Raw genomic sequence first — 22,088 nt, 5'->3', positions numbered from 1 at the left:
CCTCACTCAAGCCAATTCTCGATTCAGCTCGTCCAACAGTTCCAGCGCCTGGTTTCTGCCACCGAAGGCATTCGCGAAGCCCGGACCACCGCCCTTTTCGGAGAACGGCATGTGGCCGAAGTCCTCGCGTTCCATGCCCAGGTCGACCACGATCGCGTCCTTGATTCGGCGCAGCCACCACAGCTGGTCATCCGTGAATTCCGCACCCGCCTGGCTCTGCCGCAGCAGCCAGCCCTCAAAGCGCTCCTCGACCACCGTACGGTACGGGCGAAGCTGATCGTCCGCGCCGAGCGTGTAGCGGACGAGGTTCATGAGGTCGCCCAGGCCAGCCGTCTTCGACAACGACTCCGTCGCCTCGCCGACCAGCTCGTAGTGGTCCCAGATGACCTTCGGTGTCCAGGTCCGCTTGGTCGCCTTGATAGAAGCCATCAGCTCCTTCAGGTGGGCCCGCGCCTCTTGCGGCCGGACCCGCGATCCGCTGCCGAGGATCACCTGGAGGGCTATCGCCTCCGCCGCCGCCTCGTCGCGCTTGCGGCTGTCCAGGAGCTGGCGCCATTCCGCCAGCTCCTTCGCCGCCCGCTCCTCCCTCGGGACCTCGTTCATCTTCAGTGTGACCTCGGTCGTCGCGTCGTACGTGAGGTCGTGCTGCTGTTTGATGCCGATGATCAGCTTCCGCAGTTCCGGGTGGGTGGTCAGGGTCTCGACCGAGTCGTGGACCAGTCGCCGCGCGTGGTCCGCGCCGCCCTCCCGGTATGCCCGATCCTGGGTGTCGACGTCCACCGCGTTGGCGATCTTCCGGACCATCTTCGCCAGTGGCACTCCGCCCGACGCCTGCTCGATCCGCTCCCGCTCCTCCTTCGTGAGCTTGCGGTCAAGCCGGGCCAGTCGACGCCCGAGTGTCTCGGCCTGTTCGGCCGTCAGCGAGCGGCTGCCCGCCTTGTCCATCAACTTGGCCAGGCTGAGACTGCCGCCGTCCGGCGGCAGCATCGGGCGGGTGTCGACCAGCGGCGAGGCAGTGACGCCCACCGCATCGACCAGGACGAAACGGTCCTTGGCGAGGTCGGCGGCCGGGTCCGGGGTGACCGCCTTCAGGTCGTCGGCGTCGATCGTGCGGGCGCCGCGTCCCTTCATCTGCTCGAAGAGGACGGGGCTACGAACGGCCCGCAGGAATATCACGCACTCCAGGGCCTTGACGTCCGTACCCGTGGCGATCATGTCGACCGTGACGGCGACCCGCAGCAACGGCGAGTTCCGCAGGTCGTTGACGAGCTGCTCGGGGTCGTCGCCCTTGTCCCGGGAGCGGTAGGTGATCTTCTTGGCGAAGGCGTCTCCGCGCCCGAAGACCTCCTTGACCTGCTTCAACACCTCGTCCGCGTGGTCGTCGGTCGCCGCGAACACCAGCGTCTTGGGCAGTTCGGTCCGGCCCGGGAACCAGCGCTGCCAGTTGTTCTTGTACGCGGTAAGGACGGCCCGGATCTCGTCCTCGGCGATCACTGTGCGGCCGATCTGGCTGACCGTGTACGTGAAGTCCTCGTCCAGCTCCTCGTAACGCTGGGCGCGGGTCTTGCGGTCGCGGATACGGACCGTCGTCCCCTTGTCGATCTTCGCGCCGCCGTCCTCCCGTATCGAGGAGTCCATGGTGACCACGTCGAAGTCGACGTTGACGCCGTCGGCGACGGCCTGGTCGTAGGTGTACTCGGAGACCATGTTGCCGTCGAAGAAGCCCTTGGTCTGCCGGGTAGGGGTAGCGGTGAGGCCAACCAGGTGGGCGTCGAAGTAGTCCAGGACACCGCGCCACAGGCCGTAGATGGAGCGGTGGCACTCATCGATAACGATCAAGTCGAAGGACTCGATCGGGACGGCCGGGTTGTACTCAACGGTGACCGGGCGGTCGGTCATGTAGTTCTCGTCCAGAGTGGAGGAGTCCTCGCGGTCCTCTGCCTCGGCGGTGTCCTCCAGCGGCTCGCCCTTGAGGAGCGCGTACAGGCGCTGGATGGTGGAGACGACGACGGAGGACGTCTCCTGGAGACCGGACCGGCCGAGCGAGTCGACGTTGTAGAGGTCGGTGAACTTACGGTTCTCGTCCGGTGTCTTGTAGCGGTCGAACTCGGCCTTGGCCTGGCGGCCGAGGTTGTTGCGGTCGACGAGGAAGAGGATGCGGCGCGCACGCGCGTGCTTGAGCAGCCGGTACGACTCGGTGACCGCGGTGTAGGTCTTGCCTGCGCCGGTGGCCATCTGGATCAGTGCGCGCGGCTTGTCCTGGGCGAGTGATCCCTCCAGGCCGACGACCGCCTCTTCCTGGGCCGTACGCAAGTCGTGCGACTCCAGGACCGGCAGTGCGGTGCGCAGGGCGGCCCGGAAGGTGGGGGTGTCCGGGTGCTCGGTGGCGCGCTTCATCCAGGCCGCGAAGGACTCAGGGCGGTGGAAGGCGAAGACCGGGCGGGAGCGGGCGTACGGGTCGAGGCGGTTGAGGAAGAACGTCTCGGCGCCGGTGGTGGCGTAGCGGAAGGCGAACGGTTCCTGCTCACGCCAGACCGCCATGGAGTGTTCCTTGAGAACGCCGCCCGCATACCGCTCGTTCTGCGCGAGGGCGCCGGCCAGGGCGGTGCCCTCGCGCTTGGCCTCGATGACACCGACGATCATGCCGTCGACGTAGAGGACGTAGTCGGCGCGACCGGTGGCCAGGCTGAACTCTCGGACCGCGACGCCTTGGGAGGCGAGTGGGTTGAGGTCGCTGCGGTGCTGGACCGTCCAGCCCGCCTGGGCGAGCATCTCGTCGATTCGGACGCGGGCCTGCACCTCGTTGAGCGGTTCGGGCCGCTGGGCGCGCTCAACTATCGCCTCACGAGCATTGACGGTGACCGACCGGGGCTTGAGGCGCTCCTGGTCGTAACGGTCCTGGTAGGCGCGCCGGAGCCGCTCGATCTCATCCAGGTGGCGGGCCACCTCCGCCTCGGACTCGGCACGGGCCCGCTCAGCCGCCTCGGTCAGCCTCTCGGCCTCCTCCCGGCCACGCCGCTCGGCCTCCAGCCGGTCACCGACCTCGCTGAGGCGGGTTCGGGACTCGGCGAGGGTGCGCTGGTAGTGACCGAGCGCCTCGCGGAGCTCGGCCAGCTCGGCGGATCCGCCCGCCACCTCGCTCGGCAGCTGGGGCGGCACGAACGCGGCGATCTCTCGTACGTTGTCGATCGCCCGGGAGAAGAACTGGCCGAGCTGGAAGCAGAGTTCGACGGCCTTGAGGGCCTTGCTGGTGTCGAAGAGGTGATTGTGCGCGGCGTCGTTGCGCCCACGGCGGAGCGTGTCGAAGGCATCTCTGGTGCGGCCGGGGAGCAGGCCGGCGCGCTGGAGCCCAGCCAGCCGGTCGATCTGCCGGGTTCCCTCGATGCGCACCCCGGCCCGCTGCACCAGCTCCGCGGCGAGCAACTCGCCGAACTGGCCGGAGGCGACGTACGAGACGTTGGGGTTGGTGAAGACGGACTGCTCGGCCTGCGCGCCGTAGATCGCCAACAGGGGCTGCATCGCGTAGAGCCGCCCGAAGTTGGGCGACTTCCGAGCCGCTGCCTTCAACTGCTCCGGGACTTGCTCACGACGCCGTGCCTGCCCGCTCATACTCTGCCGCTCCTCGACCAGGCCACATCCGGCCCTCACCTGTGACAAGACCTCTCAGCCTATGTCCAACCAAGCACTCCGCTCTGGCAAATGAACCGATCACGACAAGATCGACGGCCCCCACAACCGCCCACCCTCAAGGATTCGTGTGCGTTCGGAATGATCCATGCAGCGCGCAATGTCAGCACGGGACAGCATCCCGGGGGTGACCACAGGTGACAACAAGTGGTCCGATCCGCCCCTCGGGAGCAACATCCAGCACCAAAGCACCGTCCAACCTGTGATGGAGACGCAAAAGGGGCCCGTCTCGGATTGACAGACCCCTCTTGACCTGCAGCTTTACAGGATGTGCAATTTAGATGAAACTTCAATTAAACGTTGAAGCGGAACTCCACCACATCCCCGTCCTGCATCACGTAGTCCTTGCCTTCCATGCGGGCCTTGCCGGCGGCGCGGGCGTCGGCTACCGAGCCTGTTTCTACGAGGTCGTCGAAGGAGATGACCTCGGCCTTGATGAAGCCCTTTTGGAAGTCGGTGTGGATGACGCCGGCGGCCTCGGGGGCGGTGGCGTTCTTCTTGATCGTCCAGGCGCGGGATTCCTTGGGGCCTGCCGTGAGGTAGGTCTGCAGGCCGAGGGTGCGGAAGCCGACGTGGGCGAGGGTCGCGAGGCCCGGCTCCTCCTGGCCGACGGACTGGAGGAGTTCCAGGGCCTCGTCCTCGTCCAGCTCGGCGAGGTCCGACTCCAGCTTGGCGTTCAGGAAGATCGCCTCGGCGGGGGCGACGAGCGCGCGCTGCTCGTTCTTGAAGTCCTCGTCGGTCAGCTCGTCCTCGTCGACGTTGAAGACGTAGAGGAAGGGCTTGGTGGTGAGGAGGTGGAGGTCGTGGAGGAGCTCCTCGTTGCCCGAGCCCTGGACGATGCCGGCGGAGAAGAGGGTGCGGCCCTCCTCCAGGATGGCCTTGGCCTCCTCGACGGCCTTGACCTTCGGGGCCACGTCCTTCTTGATGCGCGACTCCTTCTGGAGGCGCGGCAGGACCTTCTCGATGGTCTGCAGGTCGGCGAGGATCAGCTCGGTGTTGATCGTCTCGATGTCGTCCTTGGGCGAGACCTTGCCGTCGACGTGGACGACGTTCTCGTCCTTGAAGGCGCGGATGACCTGGCAGATCGCGTCGGACTCACGGATGTTCGCGAGGAACTTGTTGCCCAGGCCCTCGCCCTCGGAGGCGCCGCGCACGATGCCGGCGATGTCGACGAAGTCGACGGTGGCCGGGAGGATCTTCTCCGACGAGAAGATCTCGGCGAGCTTGGTCAGGCGGGGGTCGGGGACGCCCACGACGCCGACGTTGGGCTCGATGGTGGCGAACGGGTAGTTGGCCGCCAGTACGTCGTTCTTGGTCAGGGCGTTGAACATGGTCGACTTGCCGACATTCGGCAGACCGACGATTCCGATCGTGAGCGACACGTTGGCGACTCGACTTCCGACGGGAGGGGGCGGGGTGGGCAGTGGCCCGGTGGGCCGATCCACCAGTCTACGGGGAGGGGCGCCAGGGCGGTGCCGTACGGTCCGGCGGCCGCCGACACCCGTACACGGCCGCTTCCACCCGGGCCCGTAACCGCCCCGTACGACCCCGCACGACCTCGTACGTACCCGACCCCGTACGCCATCCGTACCGCGTCCCCGCGGCATCGTCGTGGAATCCGAGGTCATCGTCGGGGAAAGCGCGTGTCCTACGGGCTATTAATCCCACTTAGCGGCCTACCGTTGGCGAGTGGAGCAACACGAAGCGCGCGCACCTCAGCACACCCCGTCCCGGACCCGGCGTCCGGCCGCGGGGCGGGCCGCCGGGTTCCGTCCCGATGCGCCGCCGTCCGGGGCGCCCCCCGCGGCCCGCAGCGGCCGACCGGCCGCGCAAGCCGCACAGGCCGCGCAAGCCGCAAAGGCCGCACCGGCCGCCGGTCCCGCCATCGCCGAGACCTCGACCGTCTACCGGGCGGGCGCCCGCCGCGTGCTGCCGGGGCCGCTCGCCGCGCTGGCCCGCAGGCTGCCGGCGCCGAAGCTGACCGGGCTGGGCTGCGCGCTGCTGACCACCCTCGCGCTGCTGGTCCTCGCCTGCCTGGACCGGCTGCTGGTGGGCGGCTCGCCGGCCGTGTACGGCGTCTGCTTCGTACTGGCGGGGGCCGCGGGCGCGCTGTGGGTACGGCCGTACGACCTGGTCGTCGCGCCGGTCACGCTGCCGATCGCGTACACCGTCGGCAGTCTGCCCGTCGCGCGCGGCGGGGACGGCGCGGGCAGCCTGCTGATGGGCGTCTTCACCCTGCTCGCGGTCAACGCGGGCTGGCTCTACCTCGGCACGGCCCTCAGCGTGCTGATCGTCGGCGTACGGAAGGGCCTGCTCATCCTCCGGCGGCGGGCGCAGCGTCCCGACGTCCGCCGGAGCGGGGGTCGGCGGCCCCGAGACCGGCGTCCTGACCAGGGGCCGGAGCGGCAGCGGCCGGGTGGGAAGCCCGCCGGGCGGCCATTGCGGCACCTACGATCCCCGCGTTGTTCTGAAGCTGCGCAGGCACGATCTCGGCCCTGACGCCTTCGATCAGCGGCAGGAATTTCGCGGCCTTGCGGCTCACCCCGCCGCCGATCACGAACAGCTGGGGCGTGAAGAGCATCTCGACGTGCCGGAGGTACTTCTGCAGCCGGGGCGCCCACTCGTGCCAGCTCAGGTCCTCCTCGTCCTTGACCCGGGTCGAGGCGCGGGTCTCGGCGTCGTGACCGTCCAGTTCGAGGTGGCCGAGCTCGGTGTTGGCGACCAGCTGCCCGTCGGTGAAGACGGCGCTGCCGATGCCGGTGCCCAGCGTGAGCATGATGACCGTGCCCATACGGCCGCGGGCGGCTCCGAAGTGCATCTCGGCGAGCCCGGCCGCGTCCGCGTCGTTCAGTACCGTGACCTCGCAGCCGCCGGCCTCGCCGCCGAGCCGGGAGGTCAGCAGGGCGGCGGCGTCGGTGCCGATCCAGGACTTGTGGACATTGGCGGCCGAACGGGTCACCCCGCCCGTCACCACCCCCGGGAACGTCGCCCCCACCGGCCCCGACCAGCCGAAGTGCTCCACCACCTGCTGGACGCCGTCGGCGACCGCCTCCGGGGTGGCCGGGTGCGGGGTGAGCACCTTGAAGCGCTCCTCCGCCAGCTCGCCGCGTTCCAGGTCCACGGGGGCACCCTTGATGCCCGAACCGCCGATGTCCACGCCGAATACGTTCATGGGGAAAGGCTAGGCGCGCAGCGGCCGGCTCACCCCTCAAAGGGGCGAGCCGGCCGCAGAGAGTCTCAGGGACCGCGGTGGATCAGTCCTCCGTCTTGGATCATTCCTCCGTCTTGCGGTGGATCAGTCCTCCGTCGCCGCCTTGGCCTCCGCGCGCAGGTCGCGGCGGAGCTCCTTGGGCAGCGAGAAGTGGATGGACTCGGTGGCGGCGGTGACCGTCTCCACGTCCTCGTACTCGCGCTGCGCCAGCCACTCCAGTACGCCCTCGACGAGGACCTCGGGGACCGAGGCGCCGGAGGTGACGCCGACCGTGCCGACGCCTTCCAGCCACGCCTCGTCGATCTCCTCGGCGCCGTCGACCAGGTGCGCGGCCTTGGCACCGGCGCCGAGCGCGACCTCGACGAGACGGACGGAGTTCGAGGAGTTCTTGGAGCCGACGACGATGACGAGGTCGGCCTCGGCGCCCATCTGCTTCACCGCGATCTGGCGGTTCTGCGTGGCGTAGCAGATGTCGTCGCTGGGCGGGGAGAGGAGGTTGGGGTAGCGCCCCTTGAGGGCGTCGACCGTCTCCATGGTCTCGTCGACCGAGAGGGTGGTCTGGGAGAGCCAGACGACCTTGTCCGGGTCGCGGACGTCGACGTTCTGCACGTCCTCGGGGCCGTCGACCAGGGTGATGTGGTCGGGGGCCTCGCCGCTGGTGCCGATGACCTCTTCGTGGCCCTCGTGGCCGATCAGGAGGATGTCGTAGTCCTCCTTGGCGTAGCGGACGGCTTCCTTGTGGACCTTGGTGACCAGCGGGCAGGTGGCGTCGATGGTGGCGAGCTTGCCGCGCTTGGCCTCGTCGTGGACGGCCGGCGCGACACCGTGCGCGGAGAAGATGACGATGTTGCCCGGGGGCACTTCCTCCGTCTCCTCGACGAAGATCGCGCCCTTCTTCTCCAGCGTCTTGACCACGTATTTGTTGTGGACGATCTCGTGGCGCACATAGACGGGCGCGCCGTACTGCTCCAGGGCCTGCTCGACGGCGATGACGGCTCGGTCCACGCCGGCGCAGTATCCGCGGGGGGCGGCGAGGAGGACGCGGCGGGAAGTCGGGGTGGTCATGGTCCCCATCGTACGGGTCGGGGTGGCGGCGAACGGAAGGCCTGGCCAGGGGTCGGGACCTGGCGTTACGGGGGCATATATCGGTACGGCAGGGCGGCTTGCCCGAAACGGCGGGACGGCCGACGATCATGTGAGGCCGCCGACCGCCGTCGGCCCGTTCGTCCTGCAGAGGTGTCCGCCATGTCCCCAACCGCCGAGCCGCAGCCCCCGTCCGGCGGCGTCCCCGATCCCGACGGCGGCGCCGGTACCGACAGCGGCTCCGGCGCCACCCTGGCCGCCGGGGGCCGGCTGAAGCGGTCCCTGTCCTTCCGGGATCTGATCGTCTACGGCCTGCTCTTCATCGCCCCGATGGCGCCGGTCGGCATCTTCGGCACGCTCCAGGCCAAGTCGCACGGCGCGATCACCCTCGTGTACGTCGTCGCGACCATCGCGATGGCCTTCACGGCGTACTCGTACGCACAGATGGTGCGGGTCGCGCCGCAGGCCGGCTCGGTCTTCACCTACGCCCGGGTCGGCCTGGGCGAGGGCGCGGGCTTCGTCGCGGGCTGGATGGCGATGCTGGACTACCTGCTGATCCCGGCGGTGGCGTACCTCTTCTCCGGGATCGCGCTGCACTCCCTGGTGCCGTCGGTGCACCAGTGGATCTGGACGGCGGTCGCGGTGGTCGTCACCACGCTGCTGAATCTGTGGGGGGTACGGACCGCGGCCGTGGTGGGCTTCCTGGTGCTGGCCATGGAGATCCTGGTGCTGGTGGTCTTCGTCGTGGCGGCGGTGTGGGTGCTGGCGACGGACGGCGCGCAGCGCGGCTGGTCGGTGCCGTTCACGGGTGAGGGCGGCTTCTCGACGAGCGCGGTGCTGTCGGCGGTGTCGGTGGCGGTGCTGTCGTACCTGGGCTTCGACGCGATCGCCGCGTTCGCGGAGGAGGCGTCCGGGGGCGGGCGGCGGGTGGCCCGGGCGGTGCTGACCTGCCTGGTGGTGGCGGGGGTGCTGTTCGCCGTGCAGACGTACCTCGCGGCGCTGCTCGCGCCGATGTCGGCGGCCGAGCTGGCGGCGAAGCCGGCCGAACAGGGCGACGCCTTCTACGCGACGGCGAACGCGGCGGCCGGCGAGTGGCTGCAGAAGCTGGTCGCGGCGAGCAAGGCGATCGGCGCGGCGTTCGCGGCGCTGGCCGGGCAGGCGGCCGCCGGGCGGCTGCTGTTCGCGATGGCCCGGGACCGGCGGCTGCCGGGGGCGATGGCGAAGGTGGACGCGGGGAGCGGGGTACCGCGCCGGGCGCTGCTGGGCGCGGCGGTGGTCACACTGATCGCGGCCGTGTGGGCGGCGCGCCGGGACGACGGCCTGGACCACCTGTCCTCGATCGTGAACGTCGGCGCGCTGACCGCCTTCGGGCTGCTGCACGCGTCGGTGATCGGCTACTTCTGGCTGCGCAAGCGGGCCGCGTCACAGGGTGTACTGGCCCACCTGATCGTCCCGCTGCTGGGCCTGGCGGTGGTGGTCGCGGTGATCGTCGAGGCGTCGCCCACCGCCCAGGTGGTCGGCGGGGCGTGGCTGGTGGTGGGGCTGGTGGTACTGGCTGCGCAGTATGCGAAGCGACGCGGCGCGGCGCGGACGGACTGAAACTGCGGCTCGGGCGAGCTGACGGGCGGCACCGGCCGCCCGTCAGTCCCCGCCGATACCCTCAGGGAATGGCTCTACAGACGTCCGCAGAGACCCCCATCCCGGTCGGCGAGGTGTCGCGCCTCATCGGCGGGTGGATCGACCGGCTCGGCGCGGTGTGGGTCGAGGGGCAGATCACCCAGCTCTCCCGGCGGCCCGGCGCCGGCGTCGTCTTCATGACGCTGCGCGACCCGTCGCACGACATCTCGCTGAGCGTGACGTGTTACCGCCAGGTCTTCGACAAGGTCGCCGACGTGATCAGCGAGGGCGCCCGGGTCGTGGTGCACGCGAAGCCGGAGTGGTACGCGCCGCGCGGCCAGCTCTCGCTGCGGGCCGCCGAGATCAAGCCGGTGGGCGTCGGCGAGCTGCTGGCGCGGCTGGAGATGCTGAAGAAGGCGCTGGCCGCCGAGGGGCTGTTCGCGGCGGAGCGCAAGCGCCCGCTGCCGTTCCTGCCGCAGCTGATCGGGCTGGTGTGCGGTCGGGCGAGCGCGGCCGAGCGGGACGTGCTGGAGAACGCCCGGCACCGCTGGCCCGCCGTCCGCTTCGAGGTGCGGAACGTCGCGGTGCAGGGGGTGCACGCCGTACCGCAGGTGATCGAGGCGGTGCGGGAGCTGGACGCACGGGCGGACGTGGACGTGATCATCGTGGCGCGGGGCGGCGGCAGCGTGGAGGACCTGCTGCCGTTCTCCGACGAGCAGCTGGTGCGCACCGTGGGCGAGGCCCGTACGCCCGTCGTGTCGGCGATCGGGCACGAGCCGGACAGCCCGCTGCTGGACCTGGTCGCCGACCTGCGCGCCTCGACGCCGACGGACGCGGCGAAGAAGGTCGTACCGGACGTGGGCGAGGAGCTGGTCCGCATCCGGCACCTGCGCGAGCGGGCGCTGCGCTCGGTGACCGGCTTCCTGGAGCGCGAGGAGCGCGGCCTCGCGGGCGCGCTGAACCGCCCGTGCATACGGGAGCCGCACCGCATGGTGGAGGCCCGCGAGGAGCAGGTCACCGCCCTGCTGGAGCGCGGCCGGCGCACGCTGGGCCATCTGCTGGACCGGGCCGACTCCGAGCTGTCGCACACCCTCGCGCGAGTGGTGGCGCTCTCCCCCAAGGCGACGCTGGAGCGCGGTTACGCGGTACTGCAGCGCTCCGACGGCAGCGCGGTCCGCTCCCCCGAGGAGGTCGGCGCGGACGAGGAGCTGCGGGCCCGGGTGGCCGAGGGCGATTTCACGGTCCGCCGCGTGGACGGCGGCGGCGCCGTTCCCGACGGCGCTGTCACACCCCCCGCTTAGGCTGGGCCCCATGGCCAAGGCGAAGACGGACACGGGCATGGACACGGACGGCGAAGCCGGTACAGAGGCGGCGGGCGCGCCGGACGTGACGTCCACGCTCGGGTACGAGCAGGCGCGGGACGAGCTGATCGAGGTGGTCCGCAGCCTGGAGGCGGGCGGCACGACGCTGGAGGAGTCGCTCGCGCTGTGGGAGCGCGGCGAGGAGCTGGCGAAGGTGTGCCGGCGCTGGCTGGACGGCGCCCGGGCCCGGCTGGACGCGGCGCTGGCGGAGGAAGAGCAGGCGGAGGAGTAACCCCCTCACGGGTATGTGAATCGGGTCTCAACGCCCGCGTTTTAGTTTAAGGTTAACCTATCGACGTTAAAGTAGAAGCTGTACGACCGGACCGTTCCCGGCCCGGAACCACCACGAATCACCGAGGTGCCCTCCATGACTCTCGCCCTTGACGCCGCCGCTGCTGACCTCCTCTTCCGCGAGGCCCAGACCGCCAACACGTTCACGGACGAGCCGGTCACCGACGAGCAGGTACAGGCCATCTACGACCTGGTGAAGTTCGCCCCGACCGCCTTCAACCAGTCGCCGCTGCGCCTGACGCTGGTCCGCTCCGAGGACGCCCGCAAGCGCCTCGTCGAGCACGCCATGGGCGCCAACGGCCCGAAGACGCTGTCGGCCCCGCTGACCGTCGTCCTCTCCGTGGACCTGGACTTCCACGAGAAGCTGCCGACGCTGTTCCCGCACGCCCCGGGCATCAAGGACACGTTCTTCTCCGAGGCGGCGGCGCGCGAGGTCGCCGGCACTCAGAACGCCACCCTGCAGGCCGGTTACTTCATCCTCGGCGTCCGCGCCGCGGGCCTGGCCGCCGGCCCGATGACCGGCTTCGACTTCACCGCCATCGACAAGGAGTTCTTCGGCGACGGCAAGCAGAAGTCCTTCATGGTGATCAACATCGGCAAGCCGGGCGCGGACGCCTTCTTCCCGCGCTCCCCGCGCCTGTCCTTCGAGGACGCCGTCACCACCGTCTGAGCCACGGCCGCACGGTTCACCGCGTACGCCATCGCGTACGACAAGAGGCCGCCGCACCCACTCCGGGTGCGGCGGCCTCTGCCGTATGCGATGACGCCGCCGCTTCTCGTCTACTTCTCGTTCTTCGCCTTGAGCGCGCCCGCCAGCTCCGCGAGGCCGTCATAGGACGCGGTGCCGGTGACGACCGTGGTGTGGCCGGACTCCTTGTGCACGAGGGCCTTGTACGTGTCGCCCTTGTACTCGTCCCAGCGGGCGCCGTCGACCTGCCGGCTGCCGCCGGCCGGGGTGGCGTCCAGCGTGACCTTCTTGACGTACTCGCGGGCCGGCGCGTCGCTCTGCTCGACCGCCGCGTACTGGCCCTTCGGGTCGAGGAAGCCCAGGTGCCAGGCGCCGCCCTTGCCGTCGCTGCTCGCCTCGTACGAGACGGAGGTGGCACGCCAGCCCTTGGGCAGCCCCTCGGGCGCGGCGACCGGATACGGTGCCGCGCGCCGGGCGGTCGCGAGCTCCACGCGGTAGCCGACCGTCTTCACCGCGCTGTTCTCGGCGCCCTTGCTGTCGTCGTGCGGGATGAAGAAGTAAATCGCCGCGACGACCACGCCGATCACCGCCATCGACAGGACCATGTCCCGCACCGTCTGCTTGCCTCGCATACCAGCCACGCCCTCTATGGTCCCCCATGCCGGGTACGAGCCGGACAAGGCCCCCACCCACCGCACCCTGTCCGGCTTGCGGTGCTCATCCGTGGGCCCCTCTGCTCATTTTCTCGACATAGCGATAAGGTCAAGCGAACCCTCACCTAACCGGCCGTCGCCGTACAGAAAGGTGCGCTCCGATGACCGAGCATCATCTGCCGTCCCAGCTCGAGGTCAGCCCCGAAGCCCCCGACCGCAACCTCGCCCTGGAACTCGTCCGGGTCACCGAGGCCGGCGCCATGGCCTCGGGCCGCTGGGTCGGCCGTGGCGACAAGAACGGCGCGGACGGCGCCGCGGTCAAGGCCATGCGTGCCCTGATTCACACCGTCTCCATGAACGGCGTGGTCGTCATCGGCGAAGGCGAGAAGGACCAGGCGCCGATGCTGTACAACGGCGAGCGCGTGGGCGACGGGACCGGCCCCGAGTGCGACGTGGCCGTGGACCCCGTGGACGGTACGACGCTGACGGCCAAGGGCATGGCCAACGCGGTCTCCGTCATGGCCGTCGCCGACCGCGGCTCCATGTTCGACCCGTCCGCCGTCTTCTACATGGACAAGCTGGTCACCGGCCCCGAGGCCGCCGACTATGTCGACATCAACGCGCCCGTCGGCGTGAACATCCGCCGCATCGCCAAGGCGAAGAAGTCCAGCCCCGAGGACGTCACCGTCGTCGTACTGGACCGCCCCCGGCACGACGGCATCGTCAAGGAGATCCGCGAGGCCGGCGCCCGCATCCGGTTCATCGCCGACGGCGACGTGGCCGGCGCGATCATGGCCGTGCGCGAAGGCACCGGCGTGGACCTGCTGCTGGGCATCGGCGGCACGCCCGAGGGCATCATCACGGCCTGCGCGATCAAGTGCCTGGGCGGCACGATCCAGGCCAAGCTGTGGCCCAAGGACGCCGAGGAGCGGCAGCGGGCGCTGGACGCGGGCCACGACCTGGACCGCGTCCTGCACACCGACGACCTGGTCAGCGGCGAGAACGTGTTCTTCGTCGCCACCGGCATCACCGACGGCGAACTGCTGCGCGGCGTCCGCTACCGCGCGGAGACCGCCACCACCCAGTCGCTGGTAATGCGCTCCAAGTCCGGCACGATCCGGCAGATCGACTCCGAGCACCGGCTCTCCAAGCTGCGCGCCTACAGCTCGATCGACTTCGAGCGGCCCAGCTGAGACGCCGCCCGGCAGACCGACGGCCCGGTGCCCCGCCGCGAGAACGGCGGGGCACCGGGCCGTCGGTCGTACCGTTCCTACGGACTTCAGCCCGCGGCCGGCATCCGGGCCGAGCGCTGCAGCTCGGCGTCGCGGCGCCGGCGACGGGCCAGCACGACGCGGCGCTCGGCGGCGGTCAGGCCGCCCCAGACGCCGTACGGCTCGGGCTGGAGCAGGGCGTGCTCCCGGCACTCGATCATCACGGGGCAGCGGGCACAGACCCGCTTCGCGGCTTCCTCCCTGGCCAGCCGGGCGGCCGTCGGCTCCTTCGACGGCGCGAAGAAGAGTCCCGCCTCGTCCCGTCGGCACACCGCCTCGGAGTGCCAGGGTCCCGCCTCGTCCCTGGCGGGCACTCGCTGGGCGGGCACGACGGCGGCCTCCTGCAGGGGCTGATGCGGTAGCAGCACGGTCTACTCCTGACGACGGCTCGGCGATTTCAGTCACCACTTGCCCGTCTCGCTGCGCACGACGTTTCGCACACCCCGCAGCCGTACGAGAGACGATGCACCAGCCCTACCCGCTGTACGCGGCTCTATGCACACCGTGGCGTACGCGTTGAAAGCAGCGTCGGATGCGGCGGCCCTTACAGGTGCGCCTTACATGTGTGCTTTACATGTGCCGGTGCCGCCGTTCCCTGTGGTCCCGCATCCGGCCGTGCATCCGGGCGTGCAGATCGCCGATCCACTTGCCGCGCTTCGGCTTGGCTTCGATGCTGCCGAGCAGCGCGAAGCCGTTGACCGTGATCACCGGTGCCGCCGGGTCGTCCGTCTCGTACGTCTCGGCCTCGAAGGCGCCGAGGACGCCGGAGCCGCCGCCGCGCAGCGTGACGTTCTCCGGCACCCGGATCTCCACGCTGCCGAAGACGGAGACGGCGTTGATGTGCAGGTGCTGCTGCGTGAAGAGCGCCTCGGTCAGGTCGATCTCCACCGCGCCGAAGACCGCCACCGCCGTCAGCCGCGCCGGCGCCCGCCAGCGGCCTTTGCGGACCGCCGAGCTGAAGACGCCGATCAGGCTGGTGGCCGACAGGCCGGCGGGCGGACCGGCGGGCGGCTCCGGGGCGTACGCGGACGCCGTCCGGTGCGCGTCCGCCCGCTCCCGCGCCGCGGGCAGGTCGCGGATCAGCGGCTCCAGCTCGCCCATGGTCTTGGCGCGGTAGACGCCGTCGATGCGCTCGGCGTGCTCCTCGGCGTCCAGCCGGCCCTCGGCCAGCGCCTCGCGCAGGATCGCCGCGATGCGGTCCCGGTCGGCGTCCGAGGCCCGGATCGCGGCCTCGGCGGGCGGGGCCTGCGCGGGCTTGGTGAGATCCACGGATGCGGGGCGCTGTCCCCCGTTGTCAGATGCGTCCACATCCGTAGCGTAGCGAAACGCGATAGATCGCGACCAGAGGACGGCGCCAGGGAGCTCAGCCCTCCGGGCAGAACCGCTGCGGGCCGTCCAGGCCGCGGCCGGTGGCCTGGACGCAGCCGCCGGGCAGGCCGCGGTAGGCGTCGCTGCCGAAGTTGGCGGTGATCTTCAGCGCGTCCCGGCCGCCGAACGTGGTCTGCTGCACCTGGTGATCGGCGGTGAGCGTCCGGAAGTCCGTCATCGCCTCGGTGCCCGCGGCCTTCTGGATACCGGCGAAGAAGCGCTGCATGGCGGCGATCTCCTTGCCGTGCGCGTCCAGCACCTTGCTGTCGAGCGCCAGGTTGACCGGGGTGTTGTAGAGCATGGCGAGCAGCGCGCGGTCCCGCTTCTGCTCCGGCAGCTTGTAGAGGGAGAGCTCCCAGCGGTCGGTGCTGACCACCGAGTCGTGCAGCACCGTCTCGTACAGCGGCACCCGGTACGCGGGGTCGAACATGGCACGCGCGACGGACTTGTCGAGCGTGACGGGCTTGAAGAAGAAGCCGGGCCGCTCCTTCGGCCAGTAACCGCCGAAGGTCTTCTTGTCGCGCTCGGCCGTCCAGAGCCCGTCGTGGACCGGCGTGCTGGAGCCGTGGCTGAAGTCGATCACCTGGTTCGCCCAGGAGCCGGCCGACTCCGAGCCGAGGACGTACGGGCGGCCGCCGGTGAGCGCGCCCCCGGACACCCCGCGCATCCGCTGCAGGCGGTTCGCGCGGTCCTCGGCCTGCGTCATCGGGTGGCCCGGCGTGTGGTCCCGGAAGAGCTCGCCGGTGGCGTCGACGTCGAGGAAGTAGCTGTTCACGCCGTTGGCCGTCATGCTCTTCGTGCGGTCGGCGAGGTAGTGGTGCTGCGGCTCGGCGTCGGCGAGCGCCTGCGAGCTGAGGTAGCAGCCGCGGCCGCCGAAGCCGCCGGCCGGCTTGCCGTCCGCGTCGTGCACGCAGCCGTCCGGCCACACCCGGTCCGGCCACTTCGCGACGCTGGTGTCGGCGCTCTTCGGGTCCTGCGCGTTGTCCCAGCTGTCGTACGGGCCGACGAGGTAGCCCGCCTTCTTGGCGGCGGCTACGGCCTGCTTCGACATGGGGTCGCCGTCGGCGTCGTAACCGAGCCACATGCGGGAGATGCCGAGCTTCTTCAGCCGCTCGACGGTCTCCGGGGTGCGGCCGTCGCCCCAGAGGTACGCGTGCGGGGCGCCGATCAGCTTGGCGGTCTCGGGGTTCTCGCGGATCTTGCGCTTCAGGCTGCCGAGCTGTCCCTTCGAGGCGAGGTACGCGCGGTAGTCCTTGGCCGCCGCGACGGGCGAGCCGTCGGTCAGCGAGAAGGCCACCGTGTAGTCGTCCGTACCGTCCGCGCGGCTGAAGTCGTGGCCGGCCGCGGTGCGCAGCTCCCCGCCCTTCGAGACGAACCGCAGGTGGGTGCCCAGGTCGGTGGGGACGATGGTGCTGACGCCGTGACCACCCGCCGTGGTGCCCCAGAAGGGCATGGTCAGATCCTTGAGGTCGATGCCGTCCGCGGTGGTCAGGCCGGCTTCCTCGGAGTTCCAGAAGGTGTCGGCGGCGGGGACGCGCAGGCCTTCGCCGCGCGGCAGCTCGTAGGCGGCGTCCTTGGACTGTCCGGCGCCCGCCGCCGGCCAGGCGATGCTGCCGTCCTTCTTGGCGTGCATGTCCACGACGAGCCGCCCGTCGCGGGCGGCCACCGAGACGGTGAGCCCGCGGTCGGGGTAGGACCAGCTCGCCGAGGTGGCGCCGTGGCGGGAGACCGGGGTCGGGGTGCCCAGCGACTCCGCCGCCGCGGCGGAGAGCACGGATTCCGTACCGCTCGCCGTACGGGCGGTGATCCGCAGCGTGCGGGGATCCACGTGTGCTTCGCCGCCCTTGATCCGCAGGGCGACCGTCCCGGCGTCGTCCGAGGGCCCGGCGTACGCCTGCAGCGCGGTGAACGTGCTCGCGGTCAGCGCGGTCCCGGCCAGCGCGGCGAGCGCGGCCCGCCGCTTGCGGGAACCTGTCGCGGCTTTCAGGAAACGTGTCATGCGACGGCACCCTGCAGATGATTTCTAAGCGAGTTGTGAGAACGGGAACTGAGCCTTACCTCACAGCGGCGGGCCGCGCGCGGCGTTCTAGGCTGTTGAGGCTGCCGTTGATGACAGCGAAGTCACCGTCGAGTGAGGATTGGCCGCAATGCCCGTTTCTTCCCGCCCTGCCCTCCCGGCATTTGCCTATACCGACCTTCTGCCCACGGGCGAGGACAAGACCCCCTACCGCCTCATCACGAAGGACGGCGTCAGCACCTTCGAGGCCGACGGGCGCACGTTCCTGAAGGTCGAGCCCGAGGCGCTGCGCAAGCTGGCGGAAGCGGCGATCCACGACATCCAGCATTACCTGCGCCCCGAGCACCTCGGCCAGCTCCGGAAGATCATCGACGACCCCGAGGCCTCGGGCAACGACAAGTTCGTCGCCCTGGACCTGCTGAAGAACGCGAACATCGCGGCCGCCGGCGTGCTCCCGATGTGCCAGGACACCGGCACCGCGATCGTCATGGGCAAGCGCGGCCAGAACGTGCTCACCCAGGGCCGCGACGAGGAGGCCCTGAGCCGCGGCATCTACGACGCGTACACGAAGCTGAACCTGCGGTACTCGCAGATGGCCCCGCTGACCATGTGGGATGAGAAGAACACCGGCTCGAACCTGCCGGCCCAGATCGAGCTGTACGCGAACGACGGTGACGCGTACAAGTTCCTCTTCATGGCCAAGGGCGGCGGCTCGGCCAACAAGTCCTTCCTCTTCCAGGAGACCAAGGCGGTCCTCAACGAGGGCTCCATGATGAAGTTCCTGGAGCAGAAGATCCGCTCGCTCGGCACGGCCGCCTGCCCGCCGTACCACCTGGCGATCGTGGTCGGCGGCACCTCCGCCGAGTACGCCATGAAGACCGCGAAGTACGCCTCGGCGCACTACCTCGACGAGCTGCCCGCCGAGGGCTCGCCGACCGGCCACGGCTTCCGCGACAAGGAGCTGGAGGAGAAGGTCTTCGAGCTGACGCAGAAGATCGGGATCGGCGCGCAGTTCGGCGGCAAGTACTTCTGCCACGACGTGCGCGTGGTGCGTCTGCCCCGGCACGGCGCGTCCTGCCCGGTCGCGATCGCGGTGTCCTGCTCCGCCGACCGCCAGGCCGTCGCGAAGATCACCGCCGAGGGCGTCTTCCTGGAGCAGCTGGAGACCGACCCGGCGCGCTTCCTGCCGGAGACCACGGACGAGAACCTGACCGAGGGCGCGGGCGCCGACCTGGACGCCGTCGCCATCGACCTGAACCGGCCGATGGACGACGTCCTCGCCGAGCTGACCAAGCACCCGGTCAAGACCCGGCTGTCGCTGACCGGCACGCTGGTCGTCGCCCGTGACATCGCGCACGCGAAGATCAAGGAGCGGCTGGACGCCGGCGAGGAGATGCCGGAGTACCTGAAGAACCACCCGGTGTACTACGCGGGCCCGGCCAAGACGCCCGAGGGCTACGCCTCCGGCTCGTTCGGCCCGACGACGGCCGGCCGGATGGACGCGTACGTCGAGCAGTTCCAGGCGGCCGGCGGCTCGAAGGTCATGCTGGCCAAGGGCAACCGCTCGCAGCAGGTCACCGACGCCTGCCACGCGCACGGCGGCTTCTACCTCGGCTCCATCGGCGGCCCGGCGGCCCGGCTCGCCCAGGACTGCATCAAGAAGGTCGAGGTCCTGGAGTACGAGGAGCTGGGCATGGAGGCGGTCTGGCGGATCGAGGTCGAGGACTTCCCGGCGTTCATCGTCGTGGACGACAAGGGCAACGACTTCTTCACCGACCCGGCCCCGGCGCCGACCTTCACCAGCATCCCGGTGCGCCAGGGCGCGTAACGCCCCGGCCCGTCCTCCGGAACTCCCGGCTCCCAGCTGTGGTGATCAGCGCTCCGGCGGCGCACTCTGAGAAGAGGGACCGCTGGAGGTGAGCCACCATGCAGACACACACGCTGGTCGGCTGGCACATCGAGATGGAATTCGCGGAGGACGGCGACCGCACCAGGGCCGCCGCCCTGGTACGGCTCGGCGACGGCACGGAATGCCGCGGCCACGGCCGCGCCGACCGCCACCCCACCGACCCGGAACAGCTCCGGGTCGGTGAGGAGATCGCGGGCGCACGGGCGCTCATGGACATCGCCGGACAGCTGATGGACAAGGCGCACGAGGAGATCGACGAGGTCGTGGGGCATCCGACGCACCCGCTGCGGTGGGCGGCGCTGGACGACTCGCGGGACGAGGCCCGCCGCGCCCGCGAGTGGTGACGCGCCGGAGCGGCGCCGCCGGAAGGCCCGGAGCGCCGCATTCGCCGAATCGGATCAGTACCCGGGAACAGATGTCCGTCCCCGGGTACTGACATAGGCATGAGCGACAACGGCACATCCTTGAGCACCTCGGGCGACTTCCGGATCGAGCACGACTCCATGGGCGAGGTGCGGGTCCCCGCCGGCGCGAAGTGGCGGGCCCAGACCCAGCGCGCCGTGGAGAACTTCCCCATCTCGGGACAGCGGCTGGAGCGGGCGCACATCGAGGCGCTGGCCCGGATCAAGGCCGCGGCGGCGAAGGTCAACGCCGAGCTGGGCGTGGTGGAGGCGGACGTCGCGCGGGCGATCCAGGACGCGGCCGCCGAGGTCGCCGAGGGACGCTGGGACGACCACTTCCCCGTCGACGTCTTCCAGACCGGCTCCGGCACGTCCTCCAACATGAACACCAACGAGGTGCTGGCCACCCTCGCGACCGAGCGGCTGGGCCGGGACGTGCACCCCAACGACGACGTCAACGCCAGCCAGTCCTCCAACGACGTCTTCCCCTCCTCGATCCACATCGCGGCGACCGCCGCCGTGACCGCCGACCTGATGCCGGCCCTGGAGCACCTGGCGGCCGCGCTGGAGCGCAAGGCCGAGGAGTTCAAGGAGGTGGTGAAGTCGGGGCGGACGCACCTGATGGACGCCACGCCCGTGACCCTGGGCCAGGAGTTCGGCGGGTACGCGGCGCAGATCCGGTACGGCGTGGAGCGGCTGCAGGCGTCCCTGCCCCGGCTCGCCGAACTCCCGCTGGGCGGCACGGCCGTGGGGACCGGCATCAACACCCCGCCCGGTTTCGCCGCCGCGGTGATCGCGGAGGTGGCGCGGGCCACCGGGCTGCCGCTGACCGAGGCCCGCAACCACTTCGAGGCGCAGGGCGCGCGGGACGGCATCGTGGAGACCAGCGGCCAGCTGCGGACCGTCGCGACCGGCCTCACGAAGATCGCCAACGACCTGCGCTGGATGGCGTCCGGGCCGCGTACCGGCCTCGCGGAGATCACGCTGCCGGACCTCCAGCCCGGCTCGTCGATCATGCCGGGCAAGGTCAATCCGGTCATTCCCGAGGCGGCCCTGATGGTGGCCGCACAGGTGACGGGGAACGACGCGACGGTCGCCGCGGCGGGCGCCGCGGGCAACTTCGAACTGAACGTGATGCTGCCGGTGATCGCCAAGAACGTCCTGGAGTCGGTACGACTTCTGGCCAATGTGGCGCGGCTGCTGGCGGACCGTACGGTCGACGGGATCACCGCCAACGCCGAACGGGCCCGGGAATACGCCGAGTCCTCCCCTTCCGTCGTCACCCCGCTCAACAAGTACATCGGGTACGAGGAAGCGGCGAAGGTGGCCAAGAAGTCGCTCGCCGAGCGGAAGACCATCCGCGAGGTGGTGATCGAGTCCGGATACGTCGAACGCGGAGCGCTGACCGAGGCCCAGCTGGACGAGGCGCTCGACGTGCTGCGCATGACGCATCCGTGACGGTCGCTGCGGCCCATGTCACGGCGGTGCGCCGGTTACGCGCCAAGAGCCTGTGTCATGCCCCCGGTCGGATCAGCGAACGTCGTCTGGTGCGTGCTGTCGCAAGGCGCCGGAGCGTCTTCGTAGCGGAGCTACGTGGGCGTTTCGGCAACGCCGCGAGAGTGCGTGCCAGGCGGCGGGCGCCCGGCCGGGGGCGTGACACAGGCTCTAAGATCTGCGCATGACAGCGGATACGGTGGAGACCAGGGACGGCCATGCGTCCGGTACCGCGCGCTGGGCGCCGGGCGAACACATTCTGTGGCGCTATCGCGGCAACGCCACCGACCGCTTCCACATCTGCCGGCCCGTCACCGTCGTCCAGGACACCGACGAGCTGCTCGCCGTCTGGATGGCGCCGGGCACCGACTGCGTGAAGCCGGTGCTCGCGGACGGCACGCCGGTCCACCGCGAGCCGCTGGCCAGCCGGTACACCAAGCCGCGGCGCATGGTGCGGGACCGCTGGTTCGGCACCGGCGTGCTCAAGCTCGCCCGGCCCGGGGAGCCGTGGTCGGTGTGGCTCTTCTGGGAGCGCGGCTGGCGGTTCAAGAACTGGTACGTGAACTTGGAGGAGCCGCGCCGCCGCTGGTCCGGCGGCGTGGACTCCGAGGACCACTTCCTGGACATCGCGGTCTACCCGGACCGGCACTGGGAGTGGCGGGACGAGGACGAGTTCGCGCAGGCGCAGGCGGACGGGCTGATGCCGGCCGCGCAGGCCGAGGAGGTACGCGCCGCGGGCCGGGCCGCGGTGGAGCGGATCACCGCCTGGGGCGCGCCGTTCGCGGACGGCTGGGAGCACTGGCGGCCCGATCCGCAGTGGCGGCTGCCGGTGCTGCCGGACGACTGGGACGGGCGCGGGGCCCCTCCCCCACGTGACAGCGCCGCATGACCGGCGTCTCATGACCGGCACCGCATGACCCGCGCCGCATGACCGGCCGCCAAAAAGCGGCCGCTTGTGCGAAATCCGCACCCGCGAGAGGGAAGAGTTCGGCTTCCGAGTCGGCGGAACCGCCCGAAATGCAGGGACTTCGGGGAAC

The 22,088-nt window shown here is 70.4% G+C and carries 17 protein-coding genes and 1 pseudogene; 10 read left to right on the top strand and 8 right to left on the bottom strand.

Going from position 1 to position 22,088, the window contains the following annotated elements; all coding sequences use genetic code 11:
- Nucleotides 1–6: 6 nt before the first annotated feature.
- Nucleotides 7–3,609, bottom strand: coding sequence for a type I restriction endonuclease subunit R (locus ACZ4MH_RS30250; protein ID WP_351600266.1), 3,603 nt, complete (start codon nt 3,607–3,609; stop codon nt 7–9).
- A gap of 371 nt (nt 3,610–3,980) precedes the next feature.
- Nucleotides 3,981–5,069, bottom strand: coding sequence for a redox-regulated ATPase YchF (gene ychF, locus ACZ4MH_RS30245; RefSeq protein ID WP_351600265.1), 1,089 nt, complete (start codon nt 5,067–5,069; stop codon nt 3,981–3,983).
- Nucleotides 5,070–5,376: 307 nt separating this feature from the next.
- Between ychF and ACZ4MH_RS30240 the strand changes: the two are divergent.
- Nucleotides 5,377–5,982, top strand: a pseudogene (locus ACZ4MH_RS30240) (DUF6542 domain-containing protein); the annotation flags it as partial.
- A 19-nt stretch (nt 5,983–6,001) separates the two neighbouring features.
- Here the strand turns inward: ACZ4MH_RS30240 and ppgK are convergent.
- A complete protein-coding gene (ppgK, locus tag ACZ4MH_RS30235; RefSeq protein ID WP_467754784.1) occupies nt 6,002–6,859 on the bottom strand; it encodes a polyphosphate--glucose phosphotransferase in 858 nt (285 codons plus the stop codon).
- Nucleotides 6,860–6,982: 123 nt separating this feature from the next.
- Nucleotides 6,983–7,972 (bottom strand): 4-hydroxy-3-methylbut-2-enyl diphosphate reductase, encoded by a 990-nt coding sequence (locus tag ACZ4MH_RS30230; protein WP_351599710.1) that lies wholly within the window; start codon nt 7,970–7,972, stop codon nt 6,983–6,985.
- A 171-nt stretch (nt 7,973–8,143) separates the two neighbouring features.
- On the opposite strand from ACZ4MH_RS30230, the gene ACZ4MH_RS30225 reads away from it, so the two are divergent.
- The 4 genes from ACZ4MH_RS30225 to ACZ4MH_RS30210 all read left to right on the top strand — a co-directional run bounded on the left by ACZ4MH_RS30225 (nt 8,144) and on the right by ACZ4MH_RS30210 (nt 11,920).
- The gene (locus ACZ4MH_RS30225) at nt 8,144–9,580 is read left to right on the top strand and encodes an APC family permease (RefSeq protein ID WP_351599709.1); all 1,437 of its coding nucleotides are present in this window, start codon (nt 8,144–8,146) and stop codon (nt 9,578–9,580) included.
- 68 nt (nt 9,581–9,648) lie between these two features.
- Complete coding sequence (gene xseA / locus ACZ4MH_RS30220) at nt 9,649–10,899, top strand: exodeoxyribonuclease VII large subunit (protein ID WP_351599708.1); 1,251 nt, start codon at nt 9,649–9,651, stop codon at nt 10,897–10,899.
- Nucleotides 10,900–10,909: 10 nt separating this feature from the next.
- On the top strand, nt 10,910–11,191 hold the full coding sequence (locus ACZ4MH_RS30215) for an exodeoxyribonuclease VII small subunit (RefSeq protein ID WP_351599707.1): 282 nt from the start codon (nt 10,910–10,912) through the stop codon (nt 11,189–11,191).
- 135 nt (nt 11,192–11,326) lie between these two features.
- Nucleotides 11,327–11,920: a malonic semialdehyde reductase gene (locus tag ACZ4MH_RS30210; protein WP_351599706.1), complete on the top strand. Its 594-nt coding sequence runs from the start codon at nt 11,327–11,329 to the stop codon at nt 11,918–11,920.
- Nucleotides 11,921–12,030: 110 nt separating this feature from the next.
- Here the strand turns inward: ACZ4MH_RS30210 and ACZ4MH_RS30205 are convergent, their stop codons facing one another.
- Nucleotides 12,031–12,543, bottom strand: coding sequence for a DUF4245 domain-containing protein (locus ACZ4MH_RS30205; protein WP_467754788.1), 513 nt, complete (start codon nt 12,541–12,543; stop codon nt 12,031–12,033).
- A 209-nt stretch (nt 12,544–12,752) separates the two neighbouring features.
- Between ACZ4MH_RS30205 and glpX the strand changes: the two genes are divergently transcribed.
- Nucleotides 12,753–13,784, top strand: coding sequence for a class II fructose-bisphosphatase (gene glpX, locus ACZ4MH_RS30200; RefSeq protein ID WP_351599705.1), 1,032 nt, complete (start codon nt 12,753–12,755; stop codon nt 13,782–13,784).
- Nucleotides 13,785–13,870: 86 nt separating this feature from the next.
- On the opposite strand, the gene ACZ4MH_RS30195 is transcribed toward glpX, so the two are convergent.
- The 3 genes from ACZ4MH_RS30195 to ACZ4MH_RS30185 form a co-directional block, all read right to left on the bottom strand.
- The gene (locus ACZ4MH_RS30195) at nt 13,871–14,230 is read right to left on the bottom strand and encodes a WhiB family transcriptional regulator (RefSeq protein ID WP_351599704.1); all 360 of its coding nucleotides are present in this window, start codon (nt 14,228–14,230) and stop codon (nt 13,871–13,873) included.
- Nucleotides 14,231–14,432: 202 nt separating this feature from the next.
- Nucleotides 14,433–15,170: a DUF1707 SHOCT-like domain-containing protein gene (locus tag ACZ4MH_RS30190; RefSeq protein ID WP_467754783.1), complete on the bottom strand. Its 738-nt coding sequence runs from the start codon at nt 15,168–15,170 to the stop codon at nt 14,433–14,435.
- 55 nt (nt 15,171–15,225) lie between these two features.
- The gene (locus tag ACZ4MH_RS30185) at nt 15,226–17,229 is read right to left on the bottom strand and encodes a glycoside hydrolase (protein ID WP_351599703.1); all 2,004 of its coding nucleotides are present in this window, start codon (nt 17,227–17,229) and stop codon (nt 15,226–15,228) included.
- Nucleotides 17,230–17,377: 148 nt separating this feature from the next.
- On the opposite strand from ACZ4MH_RS30185, the gene ACZ4MH_RS30180 reads away from it, so the two are divergent.
- The 4 genes from ACZ4MH_RS30180 (at nt 17,378) to fomD (ending at nt 21,940) form a co-directional block, all read left to right on the top strand.
- Nucleotides 17,378–19,075: a fumarate hydratase gene (locus ACZ4MH_RS30180; RefSeq protein WP_351599702.1), complete on the top strand. Its 1,698-nt coding sequence runs from the start codon at nt 17,378–17,380 to the stop codon at nt 19,073–19,075.
- A 98-nt stretch (nt 19,076–19,173) separates the two neighbouring features.
- A complete protein-coding gene (locus ACZ4MH_RS30175; RefSeq protein ID WP_351599701.1) occupies nt 19,174–19,500 on the top strand; it encodes a DUF1876 domain-containing protein in 327 nt (108 codons plus the stop codon).
- Nucleotides 19,501–19,599: 99 nt separating this feature from the next.
- Nucleotides 19,600–21,015: a class II fumarate hydratase gene (locus ACZ4MH_RS30170; RefSeq protein WP_351599700.1), complete on the top strand. Its 1,416-nt coding sequence runs from the start codon at nt 19,600–19,602 to the stop codon at nt 21,013–21,015.
- A 220-nt stretch (nt 21,016–21,235) separates the two neighbouring features.
- Complete coding sequence (gene fomD, locus ACZ4MH_RS30165) at nt 21,236–21,940, top strand: cytidylyl-2-hydroxypropylphosphonate hydrolase (protein WP_351599699.1); 705 nt, start codon at nt 21,236–21,238, stop codon at nt 21,938–21,940.
- Nucleotides 21,941–22,088 lie beyond the last annotated feature (148 nt).

This window comes from Streptomyces sp. NPDC026301 (genome assembly GCF_055567935.1).
This window is presented reverse-complemented; position numbering and strand designations above follow the sequence as displayed.